This is a genomic window from Exiguobacterium oxidotolerans JCM 12280 (assembly GCF_000702625.1).
In the GTDB taxonomy this organism is placed as follows: Bacteria; Bacillota; Bacilli; order Exiguobacteriales; family Exiguobacteriaceae; genus Exiguobacterium_A; species Exiguobacterium_A oxidotolerans.
Genome location: NZ_JNIS01000001.1, coordinates 2,396,063 through 2,422,100 on the forward strand (window position 1 = coordinate 2,396,063; position 26,038 = coordinate 2,422,100).

At 46.8% G+C, this 26,038-nt stretch carries 29 protein-coding genes; 26 read left to right on the forward strand and 3 right to left on the reverse strand.

The genetic code is table 11. The features are described 5' to 3' along the window. The first annotated feature begins 4 nt into the window (after positions 1-4). The 12 genes from P403_RS0112115 (at position 5) to P403_RS0112170 (ending at position 9,498) form a co-directional block, all read left to right on the forward strand. On the forward strand, positions 5-496 hold the full coding sequence (locus tag P403_RS0112115; RefSeq protein ID WP_029332880.1) for a thioredoxin family protein: 492 nt from the start codon (positions 5-7) through the stop codon (positions 494-496). Further along, positions 489-1,268 carry a phosphatidylserine decarboxylase gene (locus P403_RS0112120; RefSeq protein ID WP_051667389.1) on the forward strand — a complete coding sequence of 260 codons (780 nt, stop codon included), beginning with the start codon at positions 489-491 and terminating at the stop codon, positions 1,266-1,268. The genes P403_RS0112115 and P403_RS0112120 overlap by 8 nt, the downstream gene beginning before the upstream one ends. Positions 1,269-1,411: 143 nt before the next feature. Then, a complete protein-coding gene (locus P403_RS0112125) occupies positions 1,412-1,996 on the forward strand; it encodes a YqeG family HAD IIIA-type phosphatase (RefSeq protein WP_029332882.1) in 585 nt (194 codons plus the stop codon). A gap of 141 nt (positions 1,997-2,137) precedes the next feature. Next, positions 2,138-3,247, forward strand: coding sequence for a ribosome biogenesis GTPase YqeH (yqeH, locus tag P403_RS0112130; RefSeq protein ID WP_029332883.1), 1,110 nt, complete (start codon positions 2,138-2,140; stop codon positions 3,245-3,247). Then, a complete protein-coding gene (aroE, locus tag P403_RS0112135; protein WP_029332884.1) occupies positions 3,247-4,032 on the forward strand; it encodes a shikimate dehydrogenase in 786 nt (261 codons plus the stop codon). Before yqeH ends, aroE begins: the two co-directional genes overlap by 1 nt. 1 nt (position 4,033) lies before the next feature. After that, positions 4,034-4,327, forward strand: coding sequence for a ribosome assembly RNA-binding protein YhbY (gene yhbY / locus P403_RS0112140; RefSeq protein ID WP_029332885.1), 294 nt, complete (start codon positions 4,034-4,036; stop codon positions 4,325-4,327). After that, on the forward strand, positions 4,324-4,893 hold the full coding sequence (nadD, locus tag P403_RS0112145) for a nicotinate-nucleotide adenylyltransferase (protein ID WP_029332886.1): 570 nt from the start codon (positions 4,324-4,326) through the stop codon (positions 4,891-4,893). The genes yhbY and nadD overlap by 4 nt, the downstream gene beginning before the upstream one ends. Continuing rightward, positions 4,883-5,458 (forward strand): bis(5'-nucleosyl)-tetraphosphatase (symmetrical) YqeK, encoded by a 576-nt coding sequence (yqeK, locus tag P403_RS0112150; protein ID WP_029332887.1) that lies wholly within the window; start codon positions 4,883-4,885, stop codon positions 5,456-5,458. The genes nadD and yqeK overlap by 11 nt, the downstream gene beginning before the upstream one ends. After that, positions 5,455-5,802: a ribosome silencing factor gene (gene rsfS, locus P403_RS0112155; RefSeq protein WP_029332888.1), complete on the forward strand. Its 348-nt coding sequence runs from the start codon at positions 5,455-5,457 to the stop codon at positions 5,800-5,802. The genes yqeK and rsfS overlap by 4 nt, the downstream gene beginning before the upstream one ends. Then, entirely contained in the window at positions 5,802-6,530 is a 729-nt protein-coding gene (locus P403_RS0112160) for a class I SAM-dependent DNA methyltransferase (protein WP_029332889.1), read from the forward strand. The genes rsfS and P403_RS0112160 overlap by 1 nt, the downstream gene beginning before the upstream one ends. 191 nt (positions 6,531-6,721) lie before the next feature. After that, the gene (locus P403_RS0112165; RefSeq protein ID WP_029332890.1) at positions 6,722-7,336 is read left to right on the forward strand and encodes a helix-hairpin-helix domain-containing protein; all 615 of its coding nucleotides are present in this window, start codon (positions 6,722-6,724) and stop codon (positions 7,334-7,336) included. After that, on the forward strand, positions 7,336-9,498 hold the full coding sequence (locus P403_RS0112170; protein WP_029332891.1) for a DNA internalization-related competence protein ComEC/Rec2: 2,163 nt from the start codon (positions 7,336-7,338) through the stop codon (positions 9,496-9,498). Before P403_RS0112165 ends, P403_RS0112170 begins: the two co-directional genes overlap by 1 nt. A 35-nt stretch (positions 9,499-9,533) precedes the next feature. Here P403_RS0112170 and P403_RS16445 read toward each other — a convergent pair whose 3' ends face one another. Continuing rightward, positions 9,534-9,695, reverse strand: coding sequence for a YqzM family protein (locus tag P403_RS16445; RefSeq protein ID WP_029332892.1), 162 nt, complete (start codon positions 9,693-9,695; stop codon positions 9,534-9,536). 100 nt (positions 9,696-9,795) lie between these two features. On the opposite strand from P403_RS16445, the gene holA reads away from it, so the two are divergent. Both holA and P403_RS0112185 read left to right on the forward strand, forming a co-directional pair. Further along, positions 9,796-10,797 carry a DNA polymerase III subunit delta gene (holA, locus tag P403_RS0112180; protein ID WP_029332893.1) on the forward strand — a complete coding sequence of 334 codons (1,002 nt, stop codon included), beginning with the start codon at positions 9,796-9,798 and terminating at the stop codon, positions 10,795-10,797. A gap of 15 nt (positions 10,798-10,812) precedes the next feature. Continuing rightward, positions 10,813-11,250 (forward strand): GNAT family N-acetyltransferase, encoded by a 438-nt coding sequence (locus tag P403_RS0112185; protein WP_029332894.1) that lies wholly within the window; start codon positions 10,813-10,815, stop codon positions 11,248-11,250. Positions 11,251-11,383: 133 nt separating this feature from the next. On the opposite strand, the gene rpsT is transcribed toward P403_RS0112185, so the two are convergent. Beyond that, positions 11,384-11,644 (reverse strand): 30S ribosomal protein S20, encoded by a 261-nt coding sequence (gene rpsT, locus P403_RS0112190; protein ID WP_014969761.1) that lies wholly within the window; start codon positions 11,642-11,644, stop codon positions 11,384-11,386. Between the two features lie 233 nt (positions 11,645-11,877). Between rpsT and lepA the strand changes: the two genes are divergently transcribed. Both lepA and hemW read left to right on the forward strand, forming a co-directional pair. Further along, positions 11,878-13,701 (forward strand): translation elongation factor 4, encoded by a 1,824-nt coding sequence (gene lepA / locus P403_RS0112195; RefSeq protein WP_029332895.1) that lies wholly within the window; start codon positions 11,878-11,880, stop codon positions 13,699-13,701. A gap of 61 nt (positions 13,702-13,762) precedes the next feature. Continuing rightward, positions 13,763-14,908 carry a radical SAM family heme chaperone HemW gene (hemW, locus tag P403_RS0112200; RefSeq protein ID WP_029332896.1) on the forward strand — a complete coding sequence of 382 codons (1,146 nt, stop codon included), beginning with the start codon at positions 13,763-13,765 and terminating at the stop codon, positions 14,906-14,908. A gap of 112 nt (positions 14,909-15,020) precedes the next feature. Here hemW and P403_RS0112205 read toward each other — a convergent pair whose 3' ends face one another. Continuing rightward, entirely contained in the window at positions 15,021-15,200 is a 180-nt protein-coding gene (locus tag P403_RS0112205) for a hypothetical protein (protein ID WP_029332897.1), read from the reverse strand. A gap of 77 nt (positions 15,201-15,277) precedes the next feature. On the opposite strand from P403_RS0112205, the gene hrcA reads away from it, so the two are divergent. The 10 genes from hrcA to rarD (P403_RS0112255) all read left to right on the forward strand — a co-directional run bounded on the left by hrcA (position 15,278) and on the right by rarD (P403_RS0112255) (position 26,014). Beyond that, positions 15,278-16,315, forward strand: coding sequence for a heat-inducible transcriptional repressor HrcA (hrcA, locus tag P403_RS0112210; RefSeq protein ID WP_029332898.1), 1,038 nt, complete (start codon positions 15,278-15,280; stop codon positions 16,313-16,315). Between the two features lie 24 nt (positions 16,316-16,339). After that, positions 16,340-16,900: a nucleotide exchange factor GrpE gene (gene grpE / locus P403_RS0112215; RefSeq protein ID WP_029332899.1), complete on the forward strand. Its 561-nt coding sequence runs from the start codon at positions 16,340-16,342 to the stop codon at positions 16,898-16,900. Positions 16,901-16,953: 53 nt separating this feature from the next. Continuing rightward, the gene (gene dnaK, locus P403_RS0112220; RefSeq protein WP_029332900.1) at positions 16,954-18,780 is read left to right on the forward strand and encodes a molecular chaperone DnaK; all 1,827 of its coding nucleotides are present in this window, start codon (positions 16,954-16,956) and stop codon (positions 18,778-18,780) included. A gap of 135 nt (positions 18,781-18,915) precedes the next feature. Next, a complete protein-coding gene (gene dnaJ / locus P403_RS0112225; RefSeq protein ID WP_029332901.1) occupies positions 18,916-20,025 on the forward strand; it encodes a molecular chaperone DnaJ in 1,110 nt (369 codons plus the stop codon). Positions 20,026-20,049: 24 nt separating this feature from the next. Further along, positions 20,050-20,997 (forward strand): 50S ribosomal protein L11 methyltransferase, encoded by a 948-nt coding sequence (gene prmA / locus P403_RS0112230; protein ID WP_029332902.1) that lies wholly within the window; start codon positions 20,050-20,052, stop codon positions 20,995-20,997. Between the two features lie 4 nt (positions 20,998-21,001). Next, positions 21,002-21,748 (forward strand): 16S rRNA (uracil(1498)-N(3))-methyltransferase, encoded by a 747-nt coding sequence (locus P403_RS0112235; RefSeq protein WP_029332903.1) that lies wholly within the window; start codon positions 21,002-21,004, stop codon positions 21,746-21,748. Between the two features lie 5 nt (positions 21,749-21,753). Next, positions 21,754-23,088 carry a tRNA (N(6)-L-threonylcarbamoyladenosine(37)-C(2))-methylthiotransferase MtaB gene (gene mtaB, locus P403_RS0112240; protein ID WP_029332904.1) on the forward strand — a complete coding sequence of 445 codons (1,335 nt, stop codon included), beginning with the start codon at positions 21,754-21,756 and terminating at the stop codon, positions 23,086-23,088. Between the two features lie 392 nt (positions 23,089-23,480). Continuing rightward, complete coding sequence (rluF, locus tag P403_RS0112245; RefSeq protein ID WP_029332905.1) at positions 23,481-24,176, forward strand: 23S rRNA pseudouridine(2604) synthase RluF; 696 nt, start codon at positions 23,481-23,483, stop codon at positions 24,174-24,176. A gap of 55 nt (positions 24,177-24,231) precedes the next feature. Next, complete coding sequence (rarD, locus tag P403_RS0112250) at positions 24,232-25,107, forward strand: EamA family transporter RarD (protein ID WP_029332906.1); 876 nt, start codon at positions 24,232-24,234, stop codon at positions 25,105-25,107. 22 nt (positions 25,108-25,129) lie between these two features. Further along, the gene (gene rarD, locus P403_RS0112255) at positions 25,130-26,014 is read left to right on the forward strand and encodes an EamA family transporter RarD (RefSeq protein ID WP_029332907.1); all 885 of its coding nucleotides are present in this window, start codon (positions 25,130-25,132) and stop codon (positions 26,012-26,014) included. Positions 26,015-26,038: the final 24 nt, after the last annotated feature.

Below are 26,038 nucleotides of genomic sequence, written 5' to 3' on the forward strand. Positions count from 1 at the left end.
CGATTTGTCGAAAAAGTCTACGCGCGTGAAGCCGTCGAAAAAGTCGCAATCAAAAGCGAACTGGATTACGGCGGGTGTCATCGCATTGATCGTCATACTGGGAGCGACATTACTACTCTTCATGGATAATGAAGATTCAGCAACGAAAGATGGAAATCTAACAGCGAGTCAAGTCGCTGAAAAATTAAAGTCAGGTGACGAGTTCTATACGTATTTCTACCAGACGGGTTGTGTCCACTGTGAAAAAGTAAAACCGTACTTAGTACCGCTCGGCGAGCAACAGGATATTCCATTTGAACAAATTGATCTTGCCGTCGAACAGTCGGCGTGGGATACATTCGGTATTGAAGGAACACCGACTGTCGTCCACTTCAAGGATGGGAAAGAAGTAAGCCGTGTTGCAGGCGAACAGACAGAAGAAAGCTACAAGGAATTCTTCGCAGGTAAGGATATTGAGGATTCAAAAGAAGAATCATCGGGTGATTTAAATGATTAAAAAATGGTTTTTTAAAAATCTATTCGAATTAAATGGACGCCCGTTCGTCGCGCGACAACTGCGGCGCTTTGCAATGAGCGAGTGGAGTCGACCGTTGATCAAACCATTCATTAAGTTGTATGACCTACAGATGCACGAAGCGAGTCAGTCGGTCGGCGCCTATCCGACTCTACATGAGTTGTTCGTCCGTCATTTAAAAGAAGAAGCTCGACCGATTCCACAAACTGAGCACGCATTCGTCAGTCCGTGTGACGGTGTTTTATCTGTCGTCGACGACTTGACGGAAGAGAGTCGCTTCACGGTCAAAGGACAATCGTATTCCGTCGCGGAATTGCTTGGTTCACACCATGAAGCGGCAACATACGTTGGAGGACGTGTCCTGATTTTTTATCTCAGCCCACAAAATTATCACCGCGTCCATGTTCCAATCGATGGGACAGTTCGGACGAGTTATACGCTCGGGCGGGATTCTGCACCGGTCAATGATCTTGGATTGGCCTACGGAATGCGACCGCTGACACGAAACTATCGACGGGTGACGCGAATCGTCCAAGGCACACATGCGCTTGAACACGTCATGGTCGGAGCGTTGAACGTCAACACGATTGTCCAAACGAACCATGCACGTGACGTTCGTCGCGGCGACGAGTTCGGGTATTTTTCATTCGGTTCGACGGTCGTTTTAATTGCTCCAAAAGGTGCGCTTGATCTAGAAGATGATGTAACAGGTCCTGTCTTGATGGGACAAGCACTTGGTATTTGGAATTCATGAAAGCAAAGGCGCCCTTCAAGTGAAAGGGCGTTTTCTTTTGTGCATCGCTCTACGCCATGGATTGTGCTATAATCGAACGATAAGAACATAACTGTTTCTTAAACTTAACTATAGAGCTAGACCATTATCTGGAGGTTTTATTCTTGTTCAAACGACTTTATCCGAAACATTTCGTCGCATCCATTTATGATATCGATTTAGAGATGTTAAAACGAAACGGTGTCAAAGCAATTTTGACGGATCTTGATAACACGCTTGTTGCATGGGATATTGCCGATGCTCCAGACGAATTGGTATCATGGCTGGATATGGTGAATAATCAATACGGATTTGACGTCATCATCGTCTCGAATAATAACGGCGATCGTGTCAAAAAGTTCGCGGATCCACTCGGACTTCACTATATTGCACCTGCCCGAAAACCATTACCAATCGGTTTCAAACGAGCATTAACGGAATTCGGTTACCATGCAAAAGAAGTTGTATTTCTTGGGGATCAGCTGTTTACTGATGTGCTAGGAGCAAATTCCGTAGGCATCGAAGTCATTCACGTCCAACCCGTCGTTAAAACAGACGGTGTCGTCACTAAATTCAATCGCTTGATGGAACGTCTCGTCTTCCGTCGCATGAAACGTAAAGGCATCTATAAATTGACGCAACGTGTCAAAGAAGAGCCTGAAACGGAAAAGCGGCAGGTCGAGTCACTGCGTCAAGATAAGCAACAATGACCCTGTCATACCGGTAGATGAAAGGATAGGCAGTAGTCGCAACATGTACGGCTATAGGTCGGAAGTTACGCTCTTGGAGTAGCGTGCAGGGTGCTACGTTGAATAGAGAAGGGAAAGTTCCCGATGCGGCTCAACACACATATGAACGAAGAAATTCATTGCGCCGGCTGTGGTGTCGAGATTCAAACAGAGGATCCGAAAGCACCAGGTTATGCGCCTAAATCTGCACTTGACCGTGAAATGGTCATTTGCCAACGTTGTTTTAAACTGAAACACTACAACCAAATTCAAGACGTCGCATTGACGGACGATGATTTTGTCAAAATTTTAGACGGAATCGGTCAAAAAGATGCACTCGTCGTTAAAATCGTCGATATTTTCGATTTCAACGGAAGTTGGTTACCCGGATTACACCGCTTCGTCGGAAAAAACGATGTCCTGCTTGTCGGGAACAAGGCAGATTTGTTGCCGAAATCACTTAATCCGAATCGTTTGATGAACTGGATGCGCCAAACATCAAAGGAACTGGGCTTACGTCCGGTAGATGTTCACTTGATTAGTGCGAAAAAAGGGCATGGCGTCGATGAATTAGCCGAGAAGATCGACTACTATCGTAAAGGGCGCGACGTTTACGTCGTCGGCTGTACGAACGTTGGGAAATCAACGCTCATCAACCAAGTCATTAAACGTTTTGGTGAAGAAGAAGAGGCCGTCATCACCGTCAGTCACTTCCCAGGAACGACACTCGATTTGATCGACATTCCGCTAGATGATAACTGTAACCTGTATGACACGCCAGGAATCATCAATCATCATCAGATGGCGCACTATGTCGACGCGCGCGACTTGAAATTGATTACGCCGAAAAAAGAAATCAAACCACAAGTCTTCCAAATCCACCCGCAACAAACGTTATTCTTTGGTGGCTTAGCACGCCTTGACTACATGGAAGGGAACAAACGTTCGTTCGTCATCTATATGTCAAATGAACTCAAAGTTCACCGGACGAAGTTAGATAAGGCGGACGATCTTTATGCAAATCATAATGGAGAGTTATTATCGCCTCCGAATGAAAAAACGCTTGAGATGTTACCACCGCTCGTCCGTCATGAGTTCAGCTTACGTGACAACATGAAAACAGATATCGTCTTCAGTGGACTCGGTTGGGTTGCAGTTCACGGAAAAGGTGGACGAGTAGCTGCCTACGCGCCTAAAGGTGTTGCTGTTTCCTTACGTGAGGCGCTCGTCTGATGCGTTTCGCTGTCATCGGTCATCCGATTGCCCATTCACTTTCACCCGTGCTGCACGAGGCATGGCTGGAAGCGGCTGGGCTTTTCGGCTGTTATAGTATGATAGATGTTGAAGCAGACGATTTAGAGCAGGTCGTCCGGCAACTACGGATGCGCGAGCTCGACGGGATTAACGTCACGATTCCCTATAAGACGGCGATCATCCCGTTTCTCGATCGACTCGAGCCTTCTGCTGAAAAAGCAGGCGCGGTCAATACGGTCTATGTTGACGGGACGGAACTGGTCGGTGCGAATACGGACGGTACGGGATTCGTTCGTGCCTTGTCCGCACGGCAATCGTCAGAAAACATTCTTGTGATCGGCGCGGGTGGCGCGGCGCGAGGAATCGTCGCAGCGCTCGACGGGACCGTCACAATCATGAACCGGACGGATCAACGCGCGCGCGCGCTTGCCGCTGAATTTCAGGCGCAGGCAATCGACTGGTCGGAGTCACCAGATTTAACGCCGTATGACACAATCATCAATACGACATCGGTCGGTATGATGCCACGCGTCGAAGCGACACCGATCGAGTTGACCGAGACGACGGCACTGATTTGTGATATTATTTATCGACCGACTCCGACGCAACTACTACGTGATGCCTCGGCTCGAGGACTCGCGACACTAGACGGCGTCCCGATGTTCGTTTTACAAGCGGCTGAAGCATTCGAACGCTTCACCGGTCACGCACCTGATCTTACGCTTGGTGAGCAGGTGATTCGAAAGCAATTGGAGGAATATTAATATGTTAACAGGTAAACAAAAACGATTTTTACGTGCGACAGCACATGATTTAAACCCGATTTTCCAAGTAGGGAAAAATGGCGTTGGAGAAGCGATGTGTGCGGATTTGATCGATGCACTCGAAAAACGTGAATTATTGAAAGTCCAAGTTTTGCAGAACTGTGCCGACACACCAAAAGACGTAGCGGCTGAACTCGTCGACGGAACAAATGCTGAACTCGTTCAAGTCATCGGTAAAGTTGTTGTTCTCTACAAAGAATCGAAAGAGAATAAAACGTTACAATTACCACGATGAAGATTGGTCTGATGGGCGGAACGTTTGATCCGCCCCACATCGGTCATTTATTGATAGCGGAACAAGCAAAGGAACAGCTGTGTCTCGATGCGGTCTGGTTTTTACCCGCGAACGTTCCTCCGCATAAAGCGGCGGACGTGACGAGTGCCGCACAACGATTGCAGCTCGTTGAAGCCGCCGTTCAGGCAAACGCTGCGTTTTCCGTCTCGACAATTGAGTTCGAACGTCAGGAAAAATCGTATACGCTTGAAACGGTTCTCGAACTGAAAAAGCGGTATCCGACAGACGAGTTCGTCTTTCTACTCGGGGCAGACTCGCTTGCGAGCCTTGATACGTGGTATCAAGCAGACCGCCTGTTTGAAGCAGTTCAATTCGGGGCGGTCGCACGTCCAGGCAGTCGTTATTTGATTCCGGCAGGTGCAAAGGTGACAGCAGTCGACTTACCGTCGCTCGAAGTGTCTTCGACGGACATTCGAAAACGTGTCGCCCGCGGGAAAAGTATCCGTTACCTCGTTCCTGAAGCTGTCCGACAACTAATCGAGGAGTGGAAATTGTATGTTACTTGAAGAAGCAGACGATATCATAAAAAAAACACTCCCGCATAAACGTTATGTGCATACGCTTGGAGTTGTTGAAACAGCTCGTCAACTCGCGCGGCGAAATGGTGTCGACGAGGAAACGGCAGCGTTCGCTGCGATGCTGCACGATTATGCGAAGTATCGTGACACGGAAGAAATGCGGACGCTCGCTCGCGAACTCGGACAGCTCGAGTTGCTCGATTATGATGATGAGCTCTTGCACGCGCCAATCGGCGCAGAACTCGTCAAACGTGAACTTGGCGTCAAAGACACGGTGATTTACCAAGCAATCGCGAACCATACGACGGGTGCTCCGGATATGCCATTGCTCGATCAAGTGATTTTCGTCGCCGATGCGATTGAGCCGAATCGTACGTATCCAGGCGTTGAAACATTACGGGAAATCGCAGACGCCGATTTAACGGACGCCGTCATCGCGACGCTTGCGCATACCATCCAATTTTTATGTAACAAACAAACAGTGATTTTTCCGTTGACGATTGAAACGTATAATGCGTTCGTCACGGCTAAACGAAAGGGGACCGTCCTATGACAGTCGAACAAGAATTAAAATTAATCGTAAATGCAATTGATGATAAACGTGCAGAAGATATCATCGTTTTAGATATGAAAAACATCTCACCCATCGCAGATTATTTCGTGATTTGTGAAGGTGGATCAGAAAAGCAAGTTCAAGCGATTGCACGTGAAGTGAAAGAAGTTGCGCATAAAAATGAACTTCCAATCAAGCGTCTCGAAGGACTTGACGCAGCGCGTTGGGTACTCGCCGATCTTGAAAATGTTGTTGTCCATGTCTTCCACCGTGATGACCGTGACTACTATAACCTTGAAAAACTCTGGTCAGACGCACCTAAAGTAGAAGTCGAGATTGACTGATGGCGTACGAACAATTTGCATACGTCTATGACGAGTTGATGCAAGATGTTCCCTACGACGAATGGGTCGCCTGGGTATCGCAACACGTCGAAGCAAACAGTACGATTGCTGACGTCGGTTGTGGGACAGGGACGGCGACGTTGTTACTCGCTGAGCATTACCGCGTGACAGGTATCGATCTATCGGAAGAGATGCTTGAAATTGCACAAGAAAAAGCGATGGAACAACAGCAAAAAATCGATTTTTGGTGTCAAGACATGCGCGAAATCGAATTGCCTGCTCCAGTCGATGCGATGACGATTCTGTGTGACTCGCTCAACTACCTGAAGACAGAAGCGGATGTGCAACAAACGTTCGAACGTGCGGCACGGACGTTAAAAGAAGGCGGGAAGTTGTTGTTTGATGTCCATTCCCCGCATAAGATGGAAACACTCTTTAACGGGAAAACATACGCGACACACGCCGAACAAAGTTCTTATATTTGGTTTGCCGATCCCGGAGAAGCACCACTGTCCGTCGTCCACGAATTGACGTTCTTCATCGAAGACGAAGATGGACGTTACGACCGTGTTGACGAGACACATCATCAACGGACGTATCCGCCGGAACAATATGTGACGTGGCTTCGTGAAGCAGGATTCCGGACGCTCGCCGTAACAGGTGATTTCACGAGTGATGCACCAACACCGACAGCAGAACGAATTTTCTTTGTAGCTGAAAAAATATAATGGATGGACCGTTGCAGAAGGAAACTTTCGCAACGGTTTTTTGTGCTGTATGTTAAAGAAAAATGTACGATTTACATGAAAAAGATTTCTTGAGGAATTGATTTGTCAGTTAACACCACGAGAAAAACGAATTATTCAAAGCTACGTGACGACTCGAGCCTGGTAAAGTCGAGGCAAGAGGAGGGAGACCGATGACTATTCCCCGGATTCAACAAATCGCGAGTGTTGTTGTTGTCGTGTTACTGATAATCGTACTGTTCGTCCCGTTACCATCTTGTTCGAAGGAAGCGCTCGTCGACAAACCAGCAATCGTGAAGCATGAGCAAGACGCCAAAGCCGAAGATCAAGGGTCCACGGAGCAGACCCTCTTAAACAAAAAAATCATGGTTGATGTGAAAGGGGCAGTCAAGCGACCGGGGCCCTATTCCTTTAAGTTAGGCGACCGGATTAAAGACGCCGTCGTTCGTGCGGAGTTGACACAAGCTGCTGATGTGACAGAAATGAATCTCGCGGCACGATTGATTGACGGTCAGGAAGTCATCGTTCCGACAAAAGAAAAAGTCAAACTGGCACAACCGAAAGAAGAAGTACCACAAGCAGATGCGCCGACTGGTCTGGTCGACTTGAATGCCGCGACGGAGCAACAGTTGCTTGAAGTCCCTGGAATCGGTCCAGCTAAAGCGAGTGCGATTTTAGCCTATCGTGAAGAAAAGGGTGGCTTCGCACGTTATGAAGACTTGGGAGAGGTCAAAGGATTTGGTGACAAGACGCTTGAAACATTGAGAGCCTATTTGATTGTTTACTGATGCCGTTATTCCCGTTATTTTTCATGATCGTATTGGTCGCAATCAAAGAGTCGCTTTGGCTCGTCGGTTTGATTGGTCTCGTTTTGACGATTAAAAGCTGGTCGTTTACTTCGACACGCCTTGTCTTGGCGGTTCTGTTGGTCGTGATGTTCATCGTGAACGGACAAGATTACGTTGATACGACACCGATTCAGACAATTGATATTTTGGATGCGAAGCAAAATGGAGATCGGATTCGGTATCTGGCGACTGCGAATCAACAGGAGCTGATCGTTTCGGCGACGCTAGATGAACGTCAGGATCTCGACTACGAGCGAATTGGAAGACGATGTCAAGTCGAACTGACAGAAAAGATGGTTTTACCCCGTGTCAATCGTGGCGGCTTTGACGAGGCACGCTGGATGCGTACAGAACGATTAGCAGGAAAATTTGAAGTGAAAGAATGGGGATCGTGTACCGATACACCTGGATTTGATGCGCAGGGACGCAGGATGCGCCAAGCATGGATGGACCGGATCGAACGACTTCCGGCGAAACAAGCCTTGTATATTGAAGCGCTCGTTCTAGGGGAAGACAGATTGATGGATCAGTTGACGCTTGATCGCTTCAAGAAGTTTGGATTGTTACACGCGATCGTTATTTCAGGTTCACATATCGCCTTTTTGATTTTTACGATATTATGGATTTTGAAAAAGTGCCGATTGACGCGTGAACGAAGAGCGGAATTTGTCCTTGTCTTATTACCGTTATATGGCTGGCTGACCGAGTGGAGTGCGCCGGTCACGCGTGCAGTCTGCGTCGCGTTCATCTTGCTGCTCTATCAGCGTCTCGGACGACGTACAGACCCGCTCCTCGTGGTTGCCTATGTCGCAGCAGCACAACTCGCCTATTCCTATACGAGTCTTTATGATATCGGCTTTCAATTGACGGTCGGACTGACGATTTTTTTATTATTGTCACGCAAGATCTGGCAAAAGATAAAACGCCCTTGGAATTGGTTGTTAATTAGTGTTTGGGCGCAAATCTTAACGAGCCTAGTCTTGCAAATGGCGGAACAAACGGAAGTTTCACCATGGTCGCCTCTGTTGAACCTCGTCATTGGAGCCTGGATTGAGTGGATCATCCTTCCGCTTTCCTTTTTAGTAGGTTTACTCTTGTTCTTCCCAGTCACGGATACATTCATGACGCTCCACGAGCGGGCAGTCGGTGTACTTGATCTTGCCCTCGCACAAGCGGAGCAGCTTCCCGTTCCGACCGTTGCTGTCCACTTATTGTCATTACCACTCTTTTTGTTCGTTATAATCGTCGTCTTAATCGGATGGTATGTAGCGGAACGAAAATGGTGGGGGCATCTTCTTCCCGTCTGTGCTCTCCTTCTTGGAAGTGTGTCGATGGATTTAAGGACGGAAGAACGGGTGACATTTCTCGACGTCGGTCAAGGTGATAGTACGGTAATCGAGAAGGATGGAGAAACGTTCGTCATCGACACAGGGGGGGCGTTTACGTTATCACAACGTCCCACGTTACGTCCGTTCGACCCTGGTAGTCAAATCGTCGTGCCTTTTCTACATACGCGCGCGGAGACGGTAATCGATGGACTCATCTTGACGCATGCTGACAATGATCATATTGGAGGTGTCATCGGGTTATTGAAGAAAATTCGTGTCGATACGATTTATTTCGGAAGATATGATAATCAGGATGAAAAGCGCCATCGTTTACTGGAGCAGATTGAAGCGACGGGGACCAAAGTGGAGTTCGTCAAGGCAGGGCGAGAGATACGACCTTGGCTTACTGTTGTTGCACCTGACGAATCAGAAGTAGAGGAGAATGACCGTTCCATCGTGTTGCTTGCGAATGTTGCAGAAAAACGGGTTTTGTTGACGGGTGACGCTAGCATTGAACAAGAAGAAGGGTGGAACCTTGGGCCAATCGATATTTTGAAAGCGGGTCATCATGGTTCGAAGACGTCGACGGGACTCGACTTGTTGCACCAAACGAATCCAGAAACAGTCATCATCTCCGCGGGACGGAATAATCGATATGGTCACCCGCATAAGGAAGTACTCGAGCGGATTGGAGAAAATCGGACGATTTGGCGGACGGACAGGGACGGGATGATAACTTGTTCTTCAGCAGGTTGTGAAGCTATGATAAAATAAAAAACAGCAACCCCCCAAGGTTGCTGTTTTAGTGATTATAGACTTAAGAATTTGATTAAAACGCCAATGATGAATAAAACGGCGAAGAAACCAAATGAAGCGCCAAAACCGACGGCTGAGTCAAGCGCGTCATTACGTTTTGATTGAATATCGTTTTCAAACGCATTTTCACTTGGTGGGCGTACTGAATGTGCCATGCTGCATTCCCCCTTAATAGATTCCGCTTCTAGTATAGCGGAATAAAAGAGGATTATCTATGATGAAGTTAAGAACAAACTGTGAAATGTGGTGGGAATGATGAAAACACCTTGGCTTGTCAACGGAAAGTTGGCTAACCTTTATTTATTATATGGGACGGAGCGTCATCTTTTAGAGGAGTGGGAACGTGAAATCGTGAAGGCGGCATTACCAGATGGCGAACGATTTGACTACATGAAGATTGATTTAAACGATCAGCCACTCGATGCCGTGTTAGATGAGGCGGAAACAGTTCCTTTTTTAAGTGATTACCGTGTCGTGGTTGCAAAACCAGCGACTTTTCTGACGGGGGCGAAAGATAAAAAAACGCATAACGTTGATCGATTAGCGGAATATGTCTTACAACCGGCAGATTATGCAGTCGTCGTTTTAATTGTCGAAGCGGAGAAACTGGATGAACGAAAAAAAATCGTCAAGCGGTTGAAAGATCGTGCGACGGTCCTCGAAGCAAAAAAACCGACTCCGGAAGAATTATTCCGCTTTACGATGGATACTGTTAATGACAAAGGATACCGGATGGAGCGACCGGCAATTGAACGGTTAATCTTTTTGACAGGAGAAATGTGGGGAACGCTAGCGCATGAGCTTGATAAGCTGATGCTTTATGCAGGCGATCATCCGACGATCGAATTGGCGGATGTTGATTTGTTAGTACCGCGGACACTTGAAGACAATGTCTTTCAATTGACGGATTACTTAATGAAGCGTCAACTTGAGCCTGCGATTCGCTTGATTCGTGACTTAGAAAAGCAAGGTCAAGAAATATTAGCGCTGCTCGGTTTGATGGCACGTCAGTACCGAATGATGTTACTGTCGAAGCGCCTGGCGGAACAAGGTTATGGCGAACGACAAATTGCTTCAAAGGTCGGGGCGCATCCATATGCGATTAAATTAGCATTGCAGTCCGGGAAACGATTTACGTTCGCCCAACTCGAACAAGCGTTAATCGCCATCACGACGACTGATGAAGGGATGAAGACGGGGCGTGGTGATAAACGAATATTATTTGATTCGCTAATCGTCCGACTAGCGACTTTGTGAGGAGCTGACGAACTAATGGAAATTCGAATGATTCAAGCAACAGAAGTGATTCCACTTCGTCATGATGTCTTACGTCCGCATCAACCGATTGAGGCGTGCACGTATCCAGACGACTTGGCGACAGATACGTTTCACCTCGGAGGCGTCAAAAACGGTAAAATTGTCGCAATCGGCTCATTTGCAAAACGGTCACATGATACGGCGCCCGAATTGACATATCAATTGCGGGGAATGGCGACGAGTCCGGATGTACGTGGTGAAGGATACGGGATTGGATTACTTGAAGAAGCACGACGAATCTTAAAGGAACGGCAAGCTACTGGTTGGTGGTGTAATGCCCGGCTAGTCGCAGTTCCGTTTTACGAACGATTTGGAATGAAGATTGCGAGTGAGCAATTTGAAATCGAAGGGATTGGTCCGCATCACGTGATGGTCGATCGATTGACGTATTGAAACGAAGTATCAAATCAACTGAGACTGACTCGAAAGGAAGCATTCCTTTGGAGTCGGTCTCTTTTTAAGCACAAAAAAATCGCCACCGGGGAAGCCCCTAGTGGCGATCGATCACCGTATTCTTCGGAAAGAATTAAAGTGCGTTTACGAGTTTAGCGAGACGTGATTTGTCACGACCAGCTTTGTTGCTGTGGATAAGACCTTTAGCAGCAGCTTTGTCGATTTTCTTAGACGCTGTGTTGAAAGCTACGAGCGCTTGCTCTTTGTTACCTTCAGTAGCGAAAGTTTCGACTGCTTTGATAGCTGAACGCATTGACGATTTACGTTGTACGTTAGCGACGCGGCGTTTTTCAGCTGTTTTAACACGCTTGATTGCTGATTTAATGTTAGCCATGGATGATTCACCTCCAAGAAAACTCATTCGAGATTTATATTCGCATATCTGCATTTATCGTTCAACAGAACAAACACAATTGTAGCAAACGTTTTTCTTAAAAGCAATAACAGCTCTAGGGTTTCTTTGGATTTTTGTTTTTCGGTAAAACAAAACGGGATGGTACAGCTCGTCTGATTTTTGTTATAATGAAGCGTATGTACGTTTGAATATAAGGTAAGGTGACTATAAACATGAATAATGCAGACCGTTTAAAACGGCAGAAGAGCATTCGGAACTTTTCGATTATCGCCCATATCGACCACGGGAAATCGACGCTCGCTGACCGTATTTTAGAAAGAACTGGCGCTTTGACGTCACGTGAAATGAAAGACCAAACGCTTGATGCCATGGATCTCGAACGGGAACGTGGAATCACGATCAAGTTGAATGCCGTCCAATTGAAGTATACAGCAAAAGATGGTGAGGAATATATCCTCCATCTGATCGACACACCTGGACACGTCGACTTTACTTATGAAGTTTCGCGTTCACTCGCAGCGTGTGAAGGTGCTGTTCTCGTAGTCGATGCGGCGCAAGGGATTGAAGCGCAGACACTCGCGAACGTCTACTTGGCGTTAGATAACGATCTTGAAATTTTACCGATCATCAATAAAATTGACTTGCCGTCGGCGGATGTCGAACGTGTTCGTCAAGAAATTGAAGATGTCATCGGACTCGATGCATCCGAAGCGGTTCCGACGTCAGCAAAAGCGGGAATCGGAATTGAAGAGATTCTTGAACAAATCGTCGAAAAAGTGCCTGCACCAACCGGTGATCCGGCTGCACCACTCGAAGCGTTAATCTTTGATTCGTTCTATGACCCGTACCGCGGCGTTGTCGCCTCAATCCGAATCGTCAACGGAACGGTCAAAGTCGGTGATAAAATTCGTATGATGTCGACCGGTAAAGATTTCGAAGTCTTAGAACTTGCCGTTTCGACACCAAAGGCACTTCGTCAACAAGAACTGACAGTCGGAGATGTTGGTACATTGTCAGCGTCGATTAAGACTGTTGGAGACGTCCGAGTAGGGGATACGATTACACTCGCAAAACAACCGGCAATTGAAGCCTTACCAGGGTACCGGAAGATGAACCCGATGGTGTATTGTGGACTGTATCCAATCGATGCCGCCCGTTACAATGATTTACGTGAAGCGCTTGAGCGTCTCCAGTTAAGTGATGCAGCACTCGAGTTCGAGCCGGAGACGTCGCAAGCACTCGGATTCGGTTTCCGCTGTGGATTCCTAGGTATGTTGCACATGGAAATCATTCAAGAGCGAATCGAACGTGAGTTCAATATCGATATGATTACGACAGCACCGTCGGTTATCTACAACGTGACGACGACGTCTGGCGAAGTCTTGCATGTCGATAACCCGTCGAAGATGCCCGACCAGCAAAAGGTCGAGTTCATCGAAGAACCTTTCGTTAAGGCAGCTGTCATGACGCCGAACGACTATGTCGGGGCAATCATGGAACTTTGTCAAAAAAAACGTGGGACGTTCATCGACATGGAATACATCGATACGACACGTGTCAAAATCACGTATGAGTTACCGCTTTCGGAAATCGTTTATGATTTCTTCGATCAATTAAAATCGAGTACAAAAGGATATGCTTCACTGGATTACGAATTGATTGGCTACCAACAATCACGCCTTGTGAAAATGGATATCTTATTGAATAACGAAAACGTCGATGCCCTGAGTTTCATCGTTCACCGTGATTTTGCGTACGAACGTGGGAAAGTCATCGTTGATAAATTAAAAGAATTGATTCCACGGATGCAGTTCGAAGTGCCGATTCAAGCTGCGGTCGGGACAAAAATCGTCGCCCGTTCGACGATTAAAGCTCTTCGGAAAAACGTTCTTGCAAAATGTTATGGTGGGGACATTTCACGGAAACGTAAATTGCTCGAGAAGCAAAAAGAAGGTAAGAAGCGGATGAAGATGGTAGGCTCGGTAGAGGTACCTCAAGAAGCCTTCATGTCGGTTCTGTCGATGGATGAAGATTAAAGTCAAAAGGGGGGCGTCTAACGCACCCTTTTTGTTGTTTATATAGAAAGGATGAGGCGAAATGACTCCACGCGCCGCATATGTCCACATTCCGTTTTGTGAACATATCTGTTATTACTGTGATTTCAATAAAGTATTTTTAAAAAACCAACCGGTTGCGGAATATTTAGATGCGTTAGAACGTGAAATCGAACTGACACTACAACAATACCCGACCGATCGACTTGAAACGATTTTCATTGGTGGCGGAACACCGACTGCCCTGAACGAACAACAGATGCAACGTCTGATGGATATCATCAGTAAACATCTTTTGCCGTTGACGGATGAGACGCTTGAATATACGGTCGAGTCGAATCCGGACGGCGTATCGCCTGAAAAACTCGATATCATGAAAGCGGGTGGTGTCAACCGTGTCAGTTTTGGTGTCCAGTCGTTTGACGACGGATTGCTTGAACGGATCGGTCGGACGCACCGGGAAGCGAAAGTTGCAGAGACGCTTGACGAAGCCGCTAAACGGTTTGATAACATTTCCGTCGATTTGATGTTTGGGTTACCGAATCAAACGCTTGAGCAAGTTAAATACGATGTCGAACGGGCCCTTCGTTTACCGATCACGCATATTTCGTCATACTCGTTAATTTTGGAACCGCACACCGTGTTCGCGATTCAAGAACGAAAAGGAAAACTCCCGTTACCGACACAAGATCTTGAAGCAGAGATGTATCGTTTGATGATTGAGACGATTGAAGCCGGTGGTTTGAAACAATACGAAATCTCGAACTTCTCGTTACCGGGAAAAGAAAGTCGGCATAACCGGGTCTACTGGGAAAATGATGAGTATTACGGTTTCGGCGCAGGATCGCACAGTTACATCGATCAAACACGTCGCGCGAACATCGCACCGATTCCGCATTACATCAAGGCGGAAGGTTTACCGGTCCGCAACGAGACACCGTTGACACGTGTCGAGCGAATGGAAGAAGAGATGTTCCTCGGTCTTCGGATGAAACAAGGCGTGTCAATCGAACACTTTGAACAAAAGTATGGTATAGCGTTAGATGCTGCTTTTGGTAAAACAATCACGAAGTTGTTGCCGCGCGGATTAGTCGAACGGACGGATACACATTTGCGATTAACGGAGGCGGGTGTCCCGCTTGCGAATGAAGTATTCGCCGAGTTCATCGGTGAAGCGGAAGTTGAATGATTTCAGGACGATAAAAAAACCAATCCACAGTAGCGGGATTGGTTTTTTGCGTACAGACAACGTGCTATCGGGAGATAAAAGCGTCTTTTCTCGTTATTTTCCTCGTACGCGTCTATTTTTTAGATTTTCTTGCGAAATAAGCAGTCGTTCCGATGATGGCAATGAACAACCAAACGAACACACCGGCCATCGCAAACATCTCAAGCATCTCAATCATCCTTTTCGTCATTTGTTTCACTGTATCGTATAATGGGAAACTGTTCAAAGGGTTCAGCAAATCTGTTGACATCATTTCCACTATTCCTTATAGTAAAGATGTAATTAGCACTCGTTAAAAGTGAGTGCTAACAAAATAAGGTGGTGAAGAAGGTGCTGACGGATCGTCAATTGTTGATTTTGCGTGCAATCGTCGATGATTATATCAAAACCGCTCAACCCGTCGGCTCACGGACGCTCTCGAAACGAGATGACGTGACGTTCAGTTCCGCGACCATTCGAAATGAGATGGCGGACCTCGAAGAGATGGGATTGATTGAAAAACCGCATACTTCTGCGGGACGAATTCCATCTGAGCTTGGATATCGATTTTATGTCGATCATCTGATTCGTCCGGAAAGCATCTCACCGCAAGAGGCAAAAGCATTAAAATCATTATTTGCCCATTCCGTGAATGAAAATGATCGCTTGATCAGACATACGGCGGACTTGTTGAGCGAATTGACGCATTACACGACACTTGTATTAGGTCCTAAAGAAGAAGGACAACGGCTCCACCATTTAGAATTAATCCCGTTAGCAGAAGGACGCGTCGTAATCGTTCTCGTAACGGAGACAGGTCATGTTGAGCATAAGACACTTCAGTTAGCGGAAGCTCTCTCACGTGAGGCAGCGAGTCGACTAATGGAACGTCTGAATAAGACGTTACGAGGAACGCCACTGAGCAATCTTCGTATTCGCTTGCTAGAAGAAATCAGACGTTTTCGTTCCGAACATTCGGAGCAGACGTCGTTACTTTCGAAAGCACTCGATATCGTTTTGATGGATCAACAGGATGAGCGTCCCTTGATTTATCTGGGTGGGAAAGCAAACATGTTCGACCAACCGGAATTTCAAGACGTCGCCAAACTAAGACCTGTCTTAGAATTGATTGAACAGCAGGAAGCATTGTTTGATTTCTTGAGTCCGAATCTCGATAATCAAATCTTGATTACAATCGGAAGTGAAAACAATGTCGATGCCCTGAAGGATTGTAGCGTGATCCGTGCCCATTACTCCGTTGATGGCGTTTCGCTCGGGACACTTGCGCTGATTGGTCCAAAACGGATGGATTATAATCGAGGCATCAATTCGATCATTCATCTTTTGCAAGCATTCCAAACCGAGCTGCGTAAGAACAGCTTGGATTGAATATAGAAAGGGGCTCGATTCAGAGTGGAAGAAAAAGAGCAGAATCAAAACCTCAGTAATGAAGAAACAACCGAGCAACAAGCAGAAACAGTTGAAGTAACAGAAGAGGAACTCGTGCAAGCGGACCTCGTTGAAGAAGAAGCGACACCGAATTTTGAAGCACAACTTGCAGAAGCAAAAGCATCAGAATTACGGTTGCGTGCCGATTTTGATAACTTCAAGCGCCGTAACCGGATTGAAGCAGAAAATCGTGCGAAGTATTCATCACAATCAATCGTCGAGAAGTTACTCCCACTCGTCGATAACCTTGACCGCGCACTTCAGATTGAGTCTGACAACGAAGAAACAAAGTCAGTCTTAGCGGGTGTCGAAATGGTCAAGCGTCAGTTAGCCGAAACCCTTCAAAACGAAGGTGTCGTTGAAATTCCAGCGGTCGGCGAAGCTTTTGACCCGAATCTGCATCAGGCAGTCGTTCAGGAAGCAAGTGACGAATTCGAGTCGGGCATCGTAACGGCTGAATTCCAAAAAGGGTATAAGTTACATGACCGCGTGATTCGTCCAAGCATGGTCAAAGTCGCAGAGTAATCTCGAATCATCCGAAACACAACAATTAACTAATCGAAGGTGAGGAATTTATCATGGCAAAAATCATTGGTATTGACTTAGGTACAACGAACTCATGTGTAGCAGTAATGGAAGGCGGAGAGCCAGTCGTTATCGCAAACGCAGAAGGTAACCGTACGACACCATCTGTCGTCGCTTTTAAAAACGGAGAGCGTCAAGTCGGGGAAGTCGCGAAACGTCAAGCAATCACGAACCCGAATACAATCATGTCGATTAAACGTCACATGGGTACAGACTACAAAGTTGAAGTTGAAGGAAAAGATTACACGCCACAAGAAGTATCAGCAATCATTCTTCAAAAATTGAAAGCGCAAGCTGAAGATTACCTCGGTGAAAAAGTAACGGAAGCTGTCATCACAGTACCTGCATACTTCAATGATGCAGAACGCCAAGCAACAAAAGACGCGGGTACAATCGCTGGTCTTGACGTGAAACGGATCATCAACGAGCCGACTGCAGCAGCACTTGCATACGGACTTGAAAAAGGCGAAGACCACACAATCCTCATCTATGACTTAGGTGGCGGTACATTCGACGTTTCAATCCTTGAACTTGGTGATGGTGTCTTTGAAGTTGTGTCAACAGCCGGTGACAGCCGTCTTGGTGGAGATGACTTTGACCAAAAAATCATCGATCACCTTGTTGCAGAATTCAAAAAAGACAATGGTATCGACTTAGCACAAGATAAAATGGCACTTCAACGTTTGAAAGATGCTGCTGAAAAAGCGAAAAAAGACCTTTCAGGTGTCTCTTCAACACAAATCAGCCTTCCGTTCATCACGGCTGGCGCAGCAGGTCCACTTCACCTTGAAATGACATTATCACGTGCGAAATTCGACGATTTGACTGCTGACCTCGTCGAACGGACGATGGAACCAACGCGTCGTGCCCTTAGCGATGCTGGTATGTCACCAGATAAAATCGATAAAATCATTCTTGTTGGTGGATCAACACGAATTCCTGCAGTCCAAAAAGCAGTTCAAGACTTCACAGGTAAAGAATCATTCAAAGGCGTTAACCCGGACGAAGTGGTTGCCCTCGGTGCAGCAGTTCAAGGTGGCGTATTGACTGGTGACGTCAAAGACGTTGTTCTTCTTGACGTAACACCACTCTCACTCGGAATCGAAACAATGGGTAGCGTGATGACGAAGTTGATCGATCGTAACACGACGATCCCGACATCTAAATCACAAGTATTCTCTACAGCTGCTGATAACCAACCAGCCGTTGACATCCATGTTCTTCAAGGGGAACGTCCGATGGCAACAGATAACAAAACGCTTGGTCGTTTCCAGTTGACAGACATTCCACCAGCACAACGCGGTGTGCCGCAAATCGAAGTTAAATTCGACATCGATGCAAACGGAATCGTTAACGTATCGGCGAAAGACCTCGGTACAAACAAAGAACAATCGATCACAATCCAATCATCAAGCGGCTTGACTGAAGCGGACATCGACCAAATGGTCAAAGATGCTGAAGCGAACGCAGATGCAGATAACAAACGTAAAGAAGAAGTTGAACTTCGTAACGAAGCCGATCAACTGGTCTTCGCGACAGATAAAGCAATCAAAGACCTCGGCGAACAAATCGATGCTACCGATAAAGAAAAAGCAGAAGCTGGTAAAGAAAAAGTAACAACGGCTCTTGCTGGAGAAGACATCGAAGCGATTCGTACGGCGAAAGATGAATTATCAACAGTCGTTCAAGAACTCACACAAAAAGTCTACGAAAACATGGCTCAACAACAAGCTGGCGCTGAAGGCGCACAAGCTGACGGACAAGACGACAACGTCATGGACGCGGAATTTGAAGAAGTAGACGATAAAGACAACAAATAATTCGAATCGACCGATTTTTCGGGCGCTAGAGAGAGCCAAAGCGTGATCCGCGCTTTGGCTCTTTCCATGTCGCACGAAGTTCGGTAAAATCAAACAGTATGAAGTGAATCGGAGCCAAAGAGAGGGAGACTGAACGTGGAAAAACGCGATTATTATGAAGTGTTAGGTGTTGCACGCGACGCCTCAGCAGCAGAAATTAAACGAGCTTATCGGAAACTCGCCCGGACGTACCATCCGGATGTCAATAAAGAATCAGATGCCGATGCAAAATTCAAAGAGATTTCGGAAGCGTACGAAATTTTGTCTGACGACAATAAACGAGCACGTTACGATCAGTACGGTCACCAAGATCCATCACAAGGTGGGGCAGGATTCAGTGGCGCAGAAGGATTCGGAGACATCTTTGACATGTTCTTTGGTGGCGGTGGACGCCGTCAAGATCCGAATGCACCGCGTAAGGGGCAAGATCTCCAGTACGTAGAAGAAATTGATTTCATGGAGGCATTCTCGGGTGTTGAGAAAGTCATCACGATTCCAATCGAGGAAGATTGCGAAACGTGTCATGGATCAGGTGCAAAACCAGGGACGCATCCGGAAACATGTAAACGTTGTGGTGGATCAGGTCACATCAACGTCGAACAAAACACGATGTTCGGACGTGTCGTCAACCAAACAACGTGTTCGACATGCCAAGGTCGTGGACAAATCGTCAAAGAACCATGTGAAACATGTCGTGGTGCAGGACGTGTCCGTAAAAATAAAGACGTTCGTGTCAAAATTCCAGCAGGGATCGACAATGGACAACAAATTCGCTTAGCTGGTAAAGGTGAAGCAGGCGTCAACGGCGGACCGTTCGGTGATCTCTACGTCGTCGTCCGTGTCCGGGAACACGAATTGTTCGAGCGCGTTGACGATCATATCGTCATGGACATGCCGTTAACATTCGCTCAAGCGACACTCGGGGATGAAATCGAAGTGCCGACCGTTCATGGAAAAGTTAGCTTGAAGATTCCTGCCGGTACACAAACTGGATCACGGTTCCGCCTTCGTGGTAAAGGGATGCCGAACGTTCGTTCAGGTCATCATGGTGATCAGTATGTCAACGTCGTCCTCATCACACCGAAGCATTTGACGGACCGTCAAAAAGAAATCTTACGTGAATTCAACGAAATCAGTGATGAAAAAGGTGTCGAAGAGCAGCACGAAGGTGTCTTTGGTCGCATTAAAACATTCTTTAAAGGGTGATTCGCTAAAGGAGCGTGACAGGAAATGAAATGGTCAGAAGTTTGTGTCCATACGACACAAGAAGCAGTCGAAGCAGTCTCGAATATTTTACATGAAGCAGGAGCTAGTGGTGTCGTCATCGAGGATGTCGAAGATTTCGAGATGATGTCGCATCGTGAAGATAACTTCGGTGAAATTTGGGATGAGAAAAAACGCGACGAATATCCGGATACAGGTGTCCTCGTCAAAGCTTATCTTGCGGAAAGTAGCGATTTGACGGATATGATTAAAGGAATCGAACGGGATATCCAGATGCTGACGCAGTTCGGACTGACGATCGGTTCAGGTACTGTCACGCTCACACAAGTCGATGAAGAAGATTGGGCCCATTCGTGGAAACAGTTTTATAAGCCAGTTAAGATTAGCCGTCACTTGACGGTCGTTCCGATGTGGGAAGACTATACACCACAACCGGATGAAAAAATCATCGAACTTGACCCGGGTATGGCATTTGGGACAGGAACGCATCCGACGACAGTTCTCTGTATTCAAGCGATTGAAAACTACTTGCAAGAGCAAGACCGCGTCGTCGACGTCGGGACGGGTTCAGGTGTCCTCGCAATCGCCGCTGCGAAACTTGGGGCAAAAGATGTATTCGCGCTTGATTTAGATGAAGTCGCCGTTAAATCAGCGACGGATAACGTGGCACTCAATCAAGTCAGTGACCGGATCACAGTCCGTCAAGGTGACTTGATGAAAGCATTAAATGAGCCTGTCGAATTGATTGTCGCAAACATCTTAGCTGAGGTCATCTTATTGTTTGTGAACGATGCCTACGAGCTGACACTACCAGGCGGGCATTTCATTGCCTCAGGCATCATCAGTCAGAAGAAAGACATGGTTGTCGAGGCGATGACCGAGGCTGGTTTTACGATTGTTGAAACAACAAAACTGGAAGACTGGGTCGCAATCATCGCGAAACGCGAGGCCTGAGCCGATGCAACGATACTTTGTAGAGCAGACAGCTCGCTCGGGAGAACGGTTTACCTTGCAAAAGGATGACGCCCATCATATGAAAAACGTCATGCGAATGGATGTCGGGGATGAAATCTTGGTCCTTGATGGAACCGGCCTATTTCGTTGTGCGCTCGAAGAACTCGACAAACAGCAGGCCATCGCACGGATTGTCGAGTCGTTACCAATCGATACAGAATTACCGATTCGGGTGACGCTTGCTTACGCCTTGCCGAAAGGTGATAAAATCGAGCTTGTCGCTCAAAAAGCGACCGAACTCGGGATGAATCAATTACTCGTATTTGAATCCGCCCGTTCGGTCTCGAAATGGGATGCGAAAAAGGTCCCGAAAAAAATCGAGCGTCTTGAAAAAATCATCAAAGAAGCAGCCGAGCAATCCTACCGTGCTCACTTGCCGCAAGTTGACTATGTGACGTATGATGAAGTCCTACAAGAAGCACCGCAATATACGGCATGTTTAGTCGCATACGAAGAATCAGCGAAAGAAGGAGAGGCTACGGCTTTTGCCTCGACTCTGACGCGACTACAAGCAGGGGATTCACTCCTCGTCGTGATTGGTCCTGAAGGTGGACTGACGGAGACGGAAGTAACACGGTTGACCGATGCTGGCTTCTTACCGGCATCACTCGGACGACGGATTTTACGGACGGAAACGGCGCCGCTGTATGTCCTATCCGCCGTATCGTATCATTTTGAACTGAAAGGGTGAACGAAATGGCTACTGTTGCCTTTCAAACGCTTGGCTGTAAAGTCAATCATTATGAGACAGAGGCCGTCTGGCAGCTGTTTAAAGATGCAGGTTACGCGCGTGTCGATTTTGCAGATCATGCAGACGTCTACGTCGTCAATACATGTACCGTTACGAATACGGGTGATAAAAAAAGTCGTCAAGTCATTCGACGGGCGATTCGTCAAAATCCAGACAGCGTCATCTGTGTAACGGGTTGTTATGCACAGACATCGCCTGCTGAAATCATGGCGATTCCAGGGGTTGACGTCGTCGTCGGAACACAAGACCGTCACAAGATGATTGGATATATTGAACAGTTCCGTGAAGAACGGATGCCGATTAATGCGGTCGGAAACATCATGAAGGCGAAAGTCTACGAAGAACTGGATGTTCCGGCGTTTACGGACCGGACACGTGCTTCGCTGAAGATTCAAGAAGGCTGCAATAATTTTTGTACCTTCTGCATCATTCCATGGGCCCGTGGGTTGATGCGTTCTCGTCAACCGGAAGATGTCTTAAAGCAAGCGCAACAGCTCGTTGATGCTGGTTACAAAGAAATCGTCTTGACGGGGATTCATACGGGTGGCTACGGTGAAGATTTGAAAGACTATAACTTAGCGAAGTTACTCAAAGCACTCGAGTCCGTCACAGGTCTTGAACGCCTTCGGATTTCTTCGATCGAAGCGAGTCAAATCACGGATGAAGTGTTAGACGTCTTAAAGGATTCGCCAATCGTCGTCCGTCATTTGCATGTCCCGATTCAGTCAGCATCAGATACCGTTTTACGGCGGATGCGTCGTAAGTACACGATGGCGGAGTTCGGGGAACGAATCACGCGTCTGAAAGAAGTGTTACCGGACTGTGCCATCACGTCAGATGTCATCGTCGGTTTCCCGGGTGAGACGGAAGAAGAGTTCATGGAGACGTTCAACTTCATCAATGATCATAAGTTCAGTGAGTTGCATGTCTTCCCTTACTCGAAACGGACGGGAACACCAGCTGCAATGATGGACGATCAAGTGGAAGAGTCGATGAAAGAACAGCGTGTTGCGCGTTTGATCGCCCTATCGGATCAACTCGCAAAAGAATATGCTTCAAAATACGAAGGGGAACTGCTTGAAATCATTCCGGAAGAGTTTTCGGAAGAAGCAGGCGGTCGTCTCGTCGGTTACACGGACAATTACTTACGTGTCGCGATCGAGGGAGACGAATCTTTGATTGGTCAACTCGTGCGCGTCAAAATCATTAAAGCCGGCTATCCAATGAATGACGGACAATTCGTCCGTATCATGGAAACCTTAAAAGAACAAGCGATCTGAAATGAGTTCGTCTTCCTGCTTCAGGGAGACGGACTTTTTTAGCGAGTAGACAACGTGCGATCGGGAAATCAAGCGTCTGTTTTCGTTGCTTTCCTCGGGCGAGGCGCAAGTTTGGATCCTAGCGGACAATGAGCAGGGTCTTGCCTGCCTCTGGACGTGCGTTGAAAACGCACTTTTTCCCGTAGGAGTCAACGAAACGTAACGCTTTTTAGATAACATCTTGAAAAAAAGCCAGACATGTAGACGACGGTTTAGAGCGCAATTCGTCTCGATATCGCATGTTCACGCTTCATAAGAGTTTGTCTACACGCTGAACCAAATAAATTATTTTGTTTTCAAGTAACGGATACGCTACACTGAGTAAAGATTATAAAAGAGAAAGAGGATAAACTATGCGAATTAATAAATTCATCAGTGAAACAGGATACTGTTCAAGACGAGCAGCAGATAAATTGGTCGATGCCGGTCGCGTTACAATCAACGGTGTCGTTGCCGAACTCGGCTCACAAGCGGAAGAAACGGATGCTGTTGAAATCGATGGACAGCCGCTCCAAACAAAACCGACGCTTGAGTACTTGATATTGAACAAACCGGTCGGCATCACATGTACGACCGAACTCGACATCGAAGGAAATATCATCGATTTCGTCAATCATCCGAAACGGATTTTCCCGATCGGGCGCTTAGACAAAGACTCAGATGGACTGATCATTTTGACGAACGATGGGGACATCGTCAACCGGATTTTACGGGCAGAAAATAATCACGATAAAGAATATATCGTAACGGTTGATGCCCCAATCACAGAGACGTTCATCGAAGGAATGGCGAGCGGCGTCGATATCCTTGGAACGACAACGAAAGAATGTATCGTCGAACAGCTCGAGTCACGGACATTCCGAATCGTCTTGACGCAAGGGCTGAACCGTCAGATTCGTCGCATGTGTAAAGAATTCGGTTACCGCGTCAAACGGTTGCAGCGGGTCCGTATCATGAATATTGAGTTAGGTGATTTACCGATTGGTGAATGGCGTGACTTGACGGAGTCAGAAATGAAAACCTTATTTACGACACTCGATCAGGAATAACGAAAAAGTCGCCATGATGATGGCGGCTTTACTTGTATACATAAGGAGGTTCATTGTGGATAAACGGGGAATGAGCGCGACGTTCGTCGCCTACGTGATTGGCGGGTTGTTACCGATTTACAAATTATTTGCAGACACTGTTCCGGCATGGACGGTCGTGTCGATTCGCATCATCAGTGCGTTCATCTTCGTCACCCTATTATTACGTTTGTCCGGCAAATTTACGCAAGTCGGTCGATTATGGCGGAATAAAAAACAACGTCTGACTGTTTTAGCTGCTGGTCTTGTCCTCGGTGGGAATTGGACGCTCTATCTCTATGCAATCGGTGAAGGGTACATCGTCGAATCGTCGCTCGGCTATTACATCAATCCGCTCGTCAGCGTATTGTTTGGGTTGTTATTTTTCCAAGAACGTTTGAACCGACCACAATTGATTGCCATCATCAGTGCCATCATCGGTGTCTTGATTTTGACATTCGGCTATGGGAAGTTTCCGATCATTGCTTTTTCGCTTGCTGTTTCGTTTGCTTTTTATGGTGTGTTAAAGAAAAAGGCAGCGGCAGAACCGTTATCAGGATTATTCCTAGAGACGTTAGTGACATTACCGTTCGCGTTGTTGACGCTTGGTGTGACGGGAGCGAATCCGCTCGCTTTACCGACCGGAGCCTTGATTGCCATCATCATGCTTGGTGTTGCGACAGCTGTTCAGTTGATGTTGTTTGGGTACGGTATGCCGAAGATTCCATTTGTATATGTCGGTATCTTGCAGTACATCGCACCGACGTTGACGTTAGTACTCGGTGTCTTTTTGTTTAATGATGTGTTTACATCGATTCACTTCGTGGCCTTCCTGTTCATTTGGATTGCCGTCGCACTATTTACGATCAGTGGTTTATCGGCAGGACGAATGAAGATGAAAAAGGTCTCGTAATTTAGAAAAGAGGAATGGAACGATGAATAAACCTGGTCTGTTTGCCACATTAGGCGCATATGTCATTTGGGGATTACTTCCGATTTATTGGAAGCTGTTAGCTAGCGTCTCAAGCGAGGCGATACTCGCCAATCGGATTGTCTGGTCTTTTTTATTTCTGTTGCTCTTATTATATTTACAAAAAGCATTACCTAAATTGACGACGGCGTTTAAAAATCAACGGACACGAAGATTGTTTTTCTTGAACGGAATCATCATTAGTATGAATTGGTTTATCTACATCTGGGCAGTCAACCATAATTTCATCGTCGAAGCCTCGCTTGGCTACTACATCAATCCGCTCGTCAGCATCGTGTTCGGGGTGTTCTTCTTCAAAGAGAAACTGTCACGGATTGAATGGATTGCAATTTTGCTCGCGACGATCGGTGTCTTGATTTTAACAATTGGCTATGGCGAGTTCCCTTGGATTTCACTTGCGCTCGCATTTAGTTTTGGCTTTTATGGTGTCGTCAAGAAACAACGTCCCCTCGAAGCGACGGTCAGTCTGACACTCGAAACGCTCGCACCGCTACCGCTCGCACTCCTTTTTATCAGTTATCTTGGTGTACAAGGAACGTCGACTTTCTCGCACACACCGTTCGTCACGGCAGGATTACTGCTGACAGGTGTAATCACGGCCGTACCGTTACTTTTATTCGGTTTTGGTGCCCAACGGATCCCATATACGGTCGTTGGTTTTCTACAGTTTGTTGCTCCGACGCTATCACTTGCCATCGGTGTTCTCTTGTATGATGAACCCTTTACACGTACACACTTGGTCGCGTTTACATTTATTTGGTCGGCTGCGCTCGTCTTTACATTAAACAGTTTATTGATTCGAAAAAAACAACTGCGGAAAGTAGCGTAAAAAGATAGAAGTCTGACCTCTTGC

Excerpts from the sequence above, each read along its gene's own strand:
- P403_RS0112120 (WP_051667389.1), top strand. The coding sequence starts at position 489 with ATGATTAAAAAATGGTTTTTTAAAAATCTATTCGAATTAAATGGACGC.
- yqeH (WP_029332883.1), top strand. The coding sequence starts at position 2,138 with ATGAACGAAGAAATTCATTGCGCCGGCTGTGGTGTCGAGATTCAAACA.
- aroE (WP_029332884.1), top strand. The coding sequence starts at position 3,247 with ATGCGTTTCGCTGTCATCGGTCATCCGATTGCCCATTCACTTTCACCC.
- yhbY (WP_029332885.1), top strand. The coding sequence starts at position 4,034 with ATGTTAACAGGTAAACAAAAACGATTTTTACGTGCGACAGCACATGAT.
- nadD (WP_029332886.1), top strand. The coding sequence starts at position 4,324 with ATGAAGATTGGTCTGATGGGCGGAACGTTTGATCCGCCCCACATCGGT.
- yqeK (WP_029332887.1), top strand. The coding sequence starts at position 4,883 with ATGTTACTTGAAGAAGCAGACGATATCATAAAAAAAACACTCCCGCAT.
- rsfS (WP_029332888.1), top strand. The coding sequence starts at position 5,455 with ATGACAGTCGAACAAGAATTAAAATTAATCGTAAATGCAATTGATGAT.
- P403_RS0112160 (WP_029332889.1), top strand. The coding sequence starts at position 5,802 with ATGGCGTACGAACAATTTGCATACGTCTATGACGAGTTGATGCAAGAT.
- P403_RS0112165 (WP_029332890.1), top strand. The coding sequence starts at position 6,722 with ATGACTATTCCCCGGATTCAACAAATCGCGAGTGTTGTTGTTGTCGTG.
- P403_RS0112170 (WP_029332891.1), top strand. The coding sequence starts at position 7,336 with ATGCCGTTATTCCCGTTATTTTTCATGATCGTATTGGTCGCAATCAAA.
- P403_RS16445 (WP_029332892.1), bottom strand. The coding sequence starts at position 9,695 with ATGGCACATTCAGTACGCCCACCAAGTGAAAATGCGTTTGAAAACGAT.
- holA (WP_029332893.1), top strand. The coding sequence starts at position 9,796 with ATGAAAACACCTTGGCTTGTCAACGGAAAGTTGGCTAACCTTTATTTA.
- P403_RS0112185 (WP_029332894.1), top strand. The coding sequence starts at position 10,813 with ATGGAAATTCGAATGATTCAAGCAACAGAAGTGATTCCACTTCGTCAT.
- rpsT (WP_014969761.1), bottom strand. The coding sequence starts at position 11,644 with ATGGCTAACATTAAATCAGCAATCAAGCGTGTTAAAACAGCTGAAAAA.
- lepA (WP_029332895.1), top strand. The coding sequence starts at position 11,878 with ATGAATAATGCAGACCGTTTAAAACGGCAGAAGAGCATTCGGAACTTT.
- hemW (WP_029332896.1), top strand. The coding sequence starts at position 13,763 with ATGACTCCACGCGCCGCATATGTCCACATTCCGTTTTGTGAACATATC.
- P403_RS0112205 (WP_029332897.1), bottom strand. The coding sequence starts at position 15,200 with ATGATGTCAACAGATTTGCTGAACCCTTTGAACAGTTTCCCATTATAC.
- dnaK (WP_029332900.1), top strand. The coding sequence starts at position 16,954 with ATGGCAAAAATCATTGGTATTGACTTAGGTACAACGAACTCATGTGTA.
- prmA (WP_029332902.1), top strand. The coding sequence starts at position 20,050 with ATGAAATGGTCAGAAGTTTGTGTCCATACGACACAAGAAGCAGTCGAA.
- P403_RS0112235 (WP_029332903.1), top strand. The coding sequence starts at position 21,002 with ATGCAACGATACTTTGTAGAGCAGACAGCTCGCTCGGGAGAACGGTTT.
- mtaB (WP_029332904.1), top strand. The coding sequence starts at position 21,754 with ATGGCTACTGTTGCCTTTCAAACGCTTGGCTGTAAAGTCAATCATTAT.
- rluF (WP_029332905.1), top strand. The coding sequence starts at position 23,481 with ATGCGAATTAATAAATTCATCAGTGAAACAGGATACTGTTCAAGACGA.
- rarD (WP_029332907.1), top strand. The coding sequence starts at position 25,130 with ATGAATAAACCTGGTCTGTTTGCCACATTAGGCGCATATGTCATTTGG.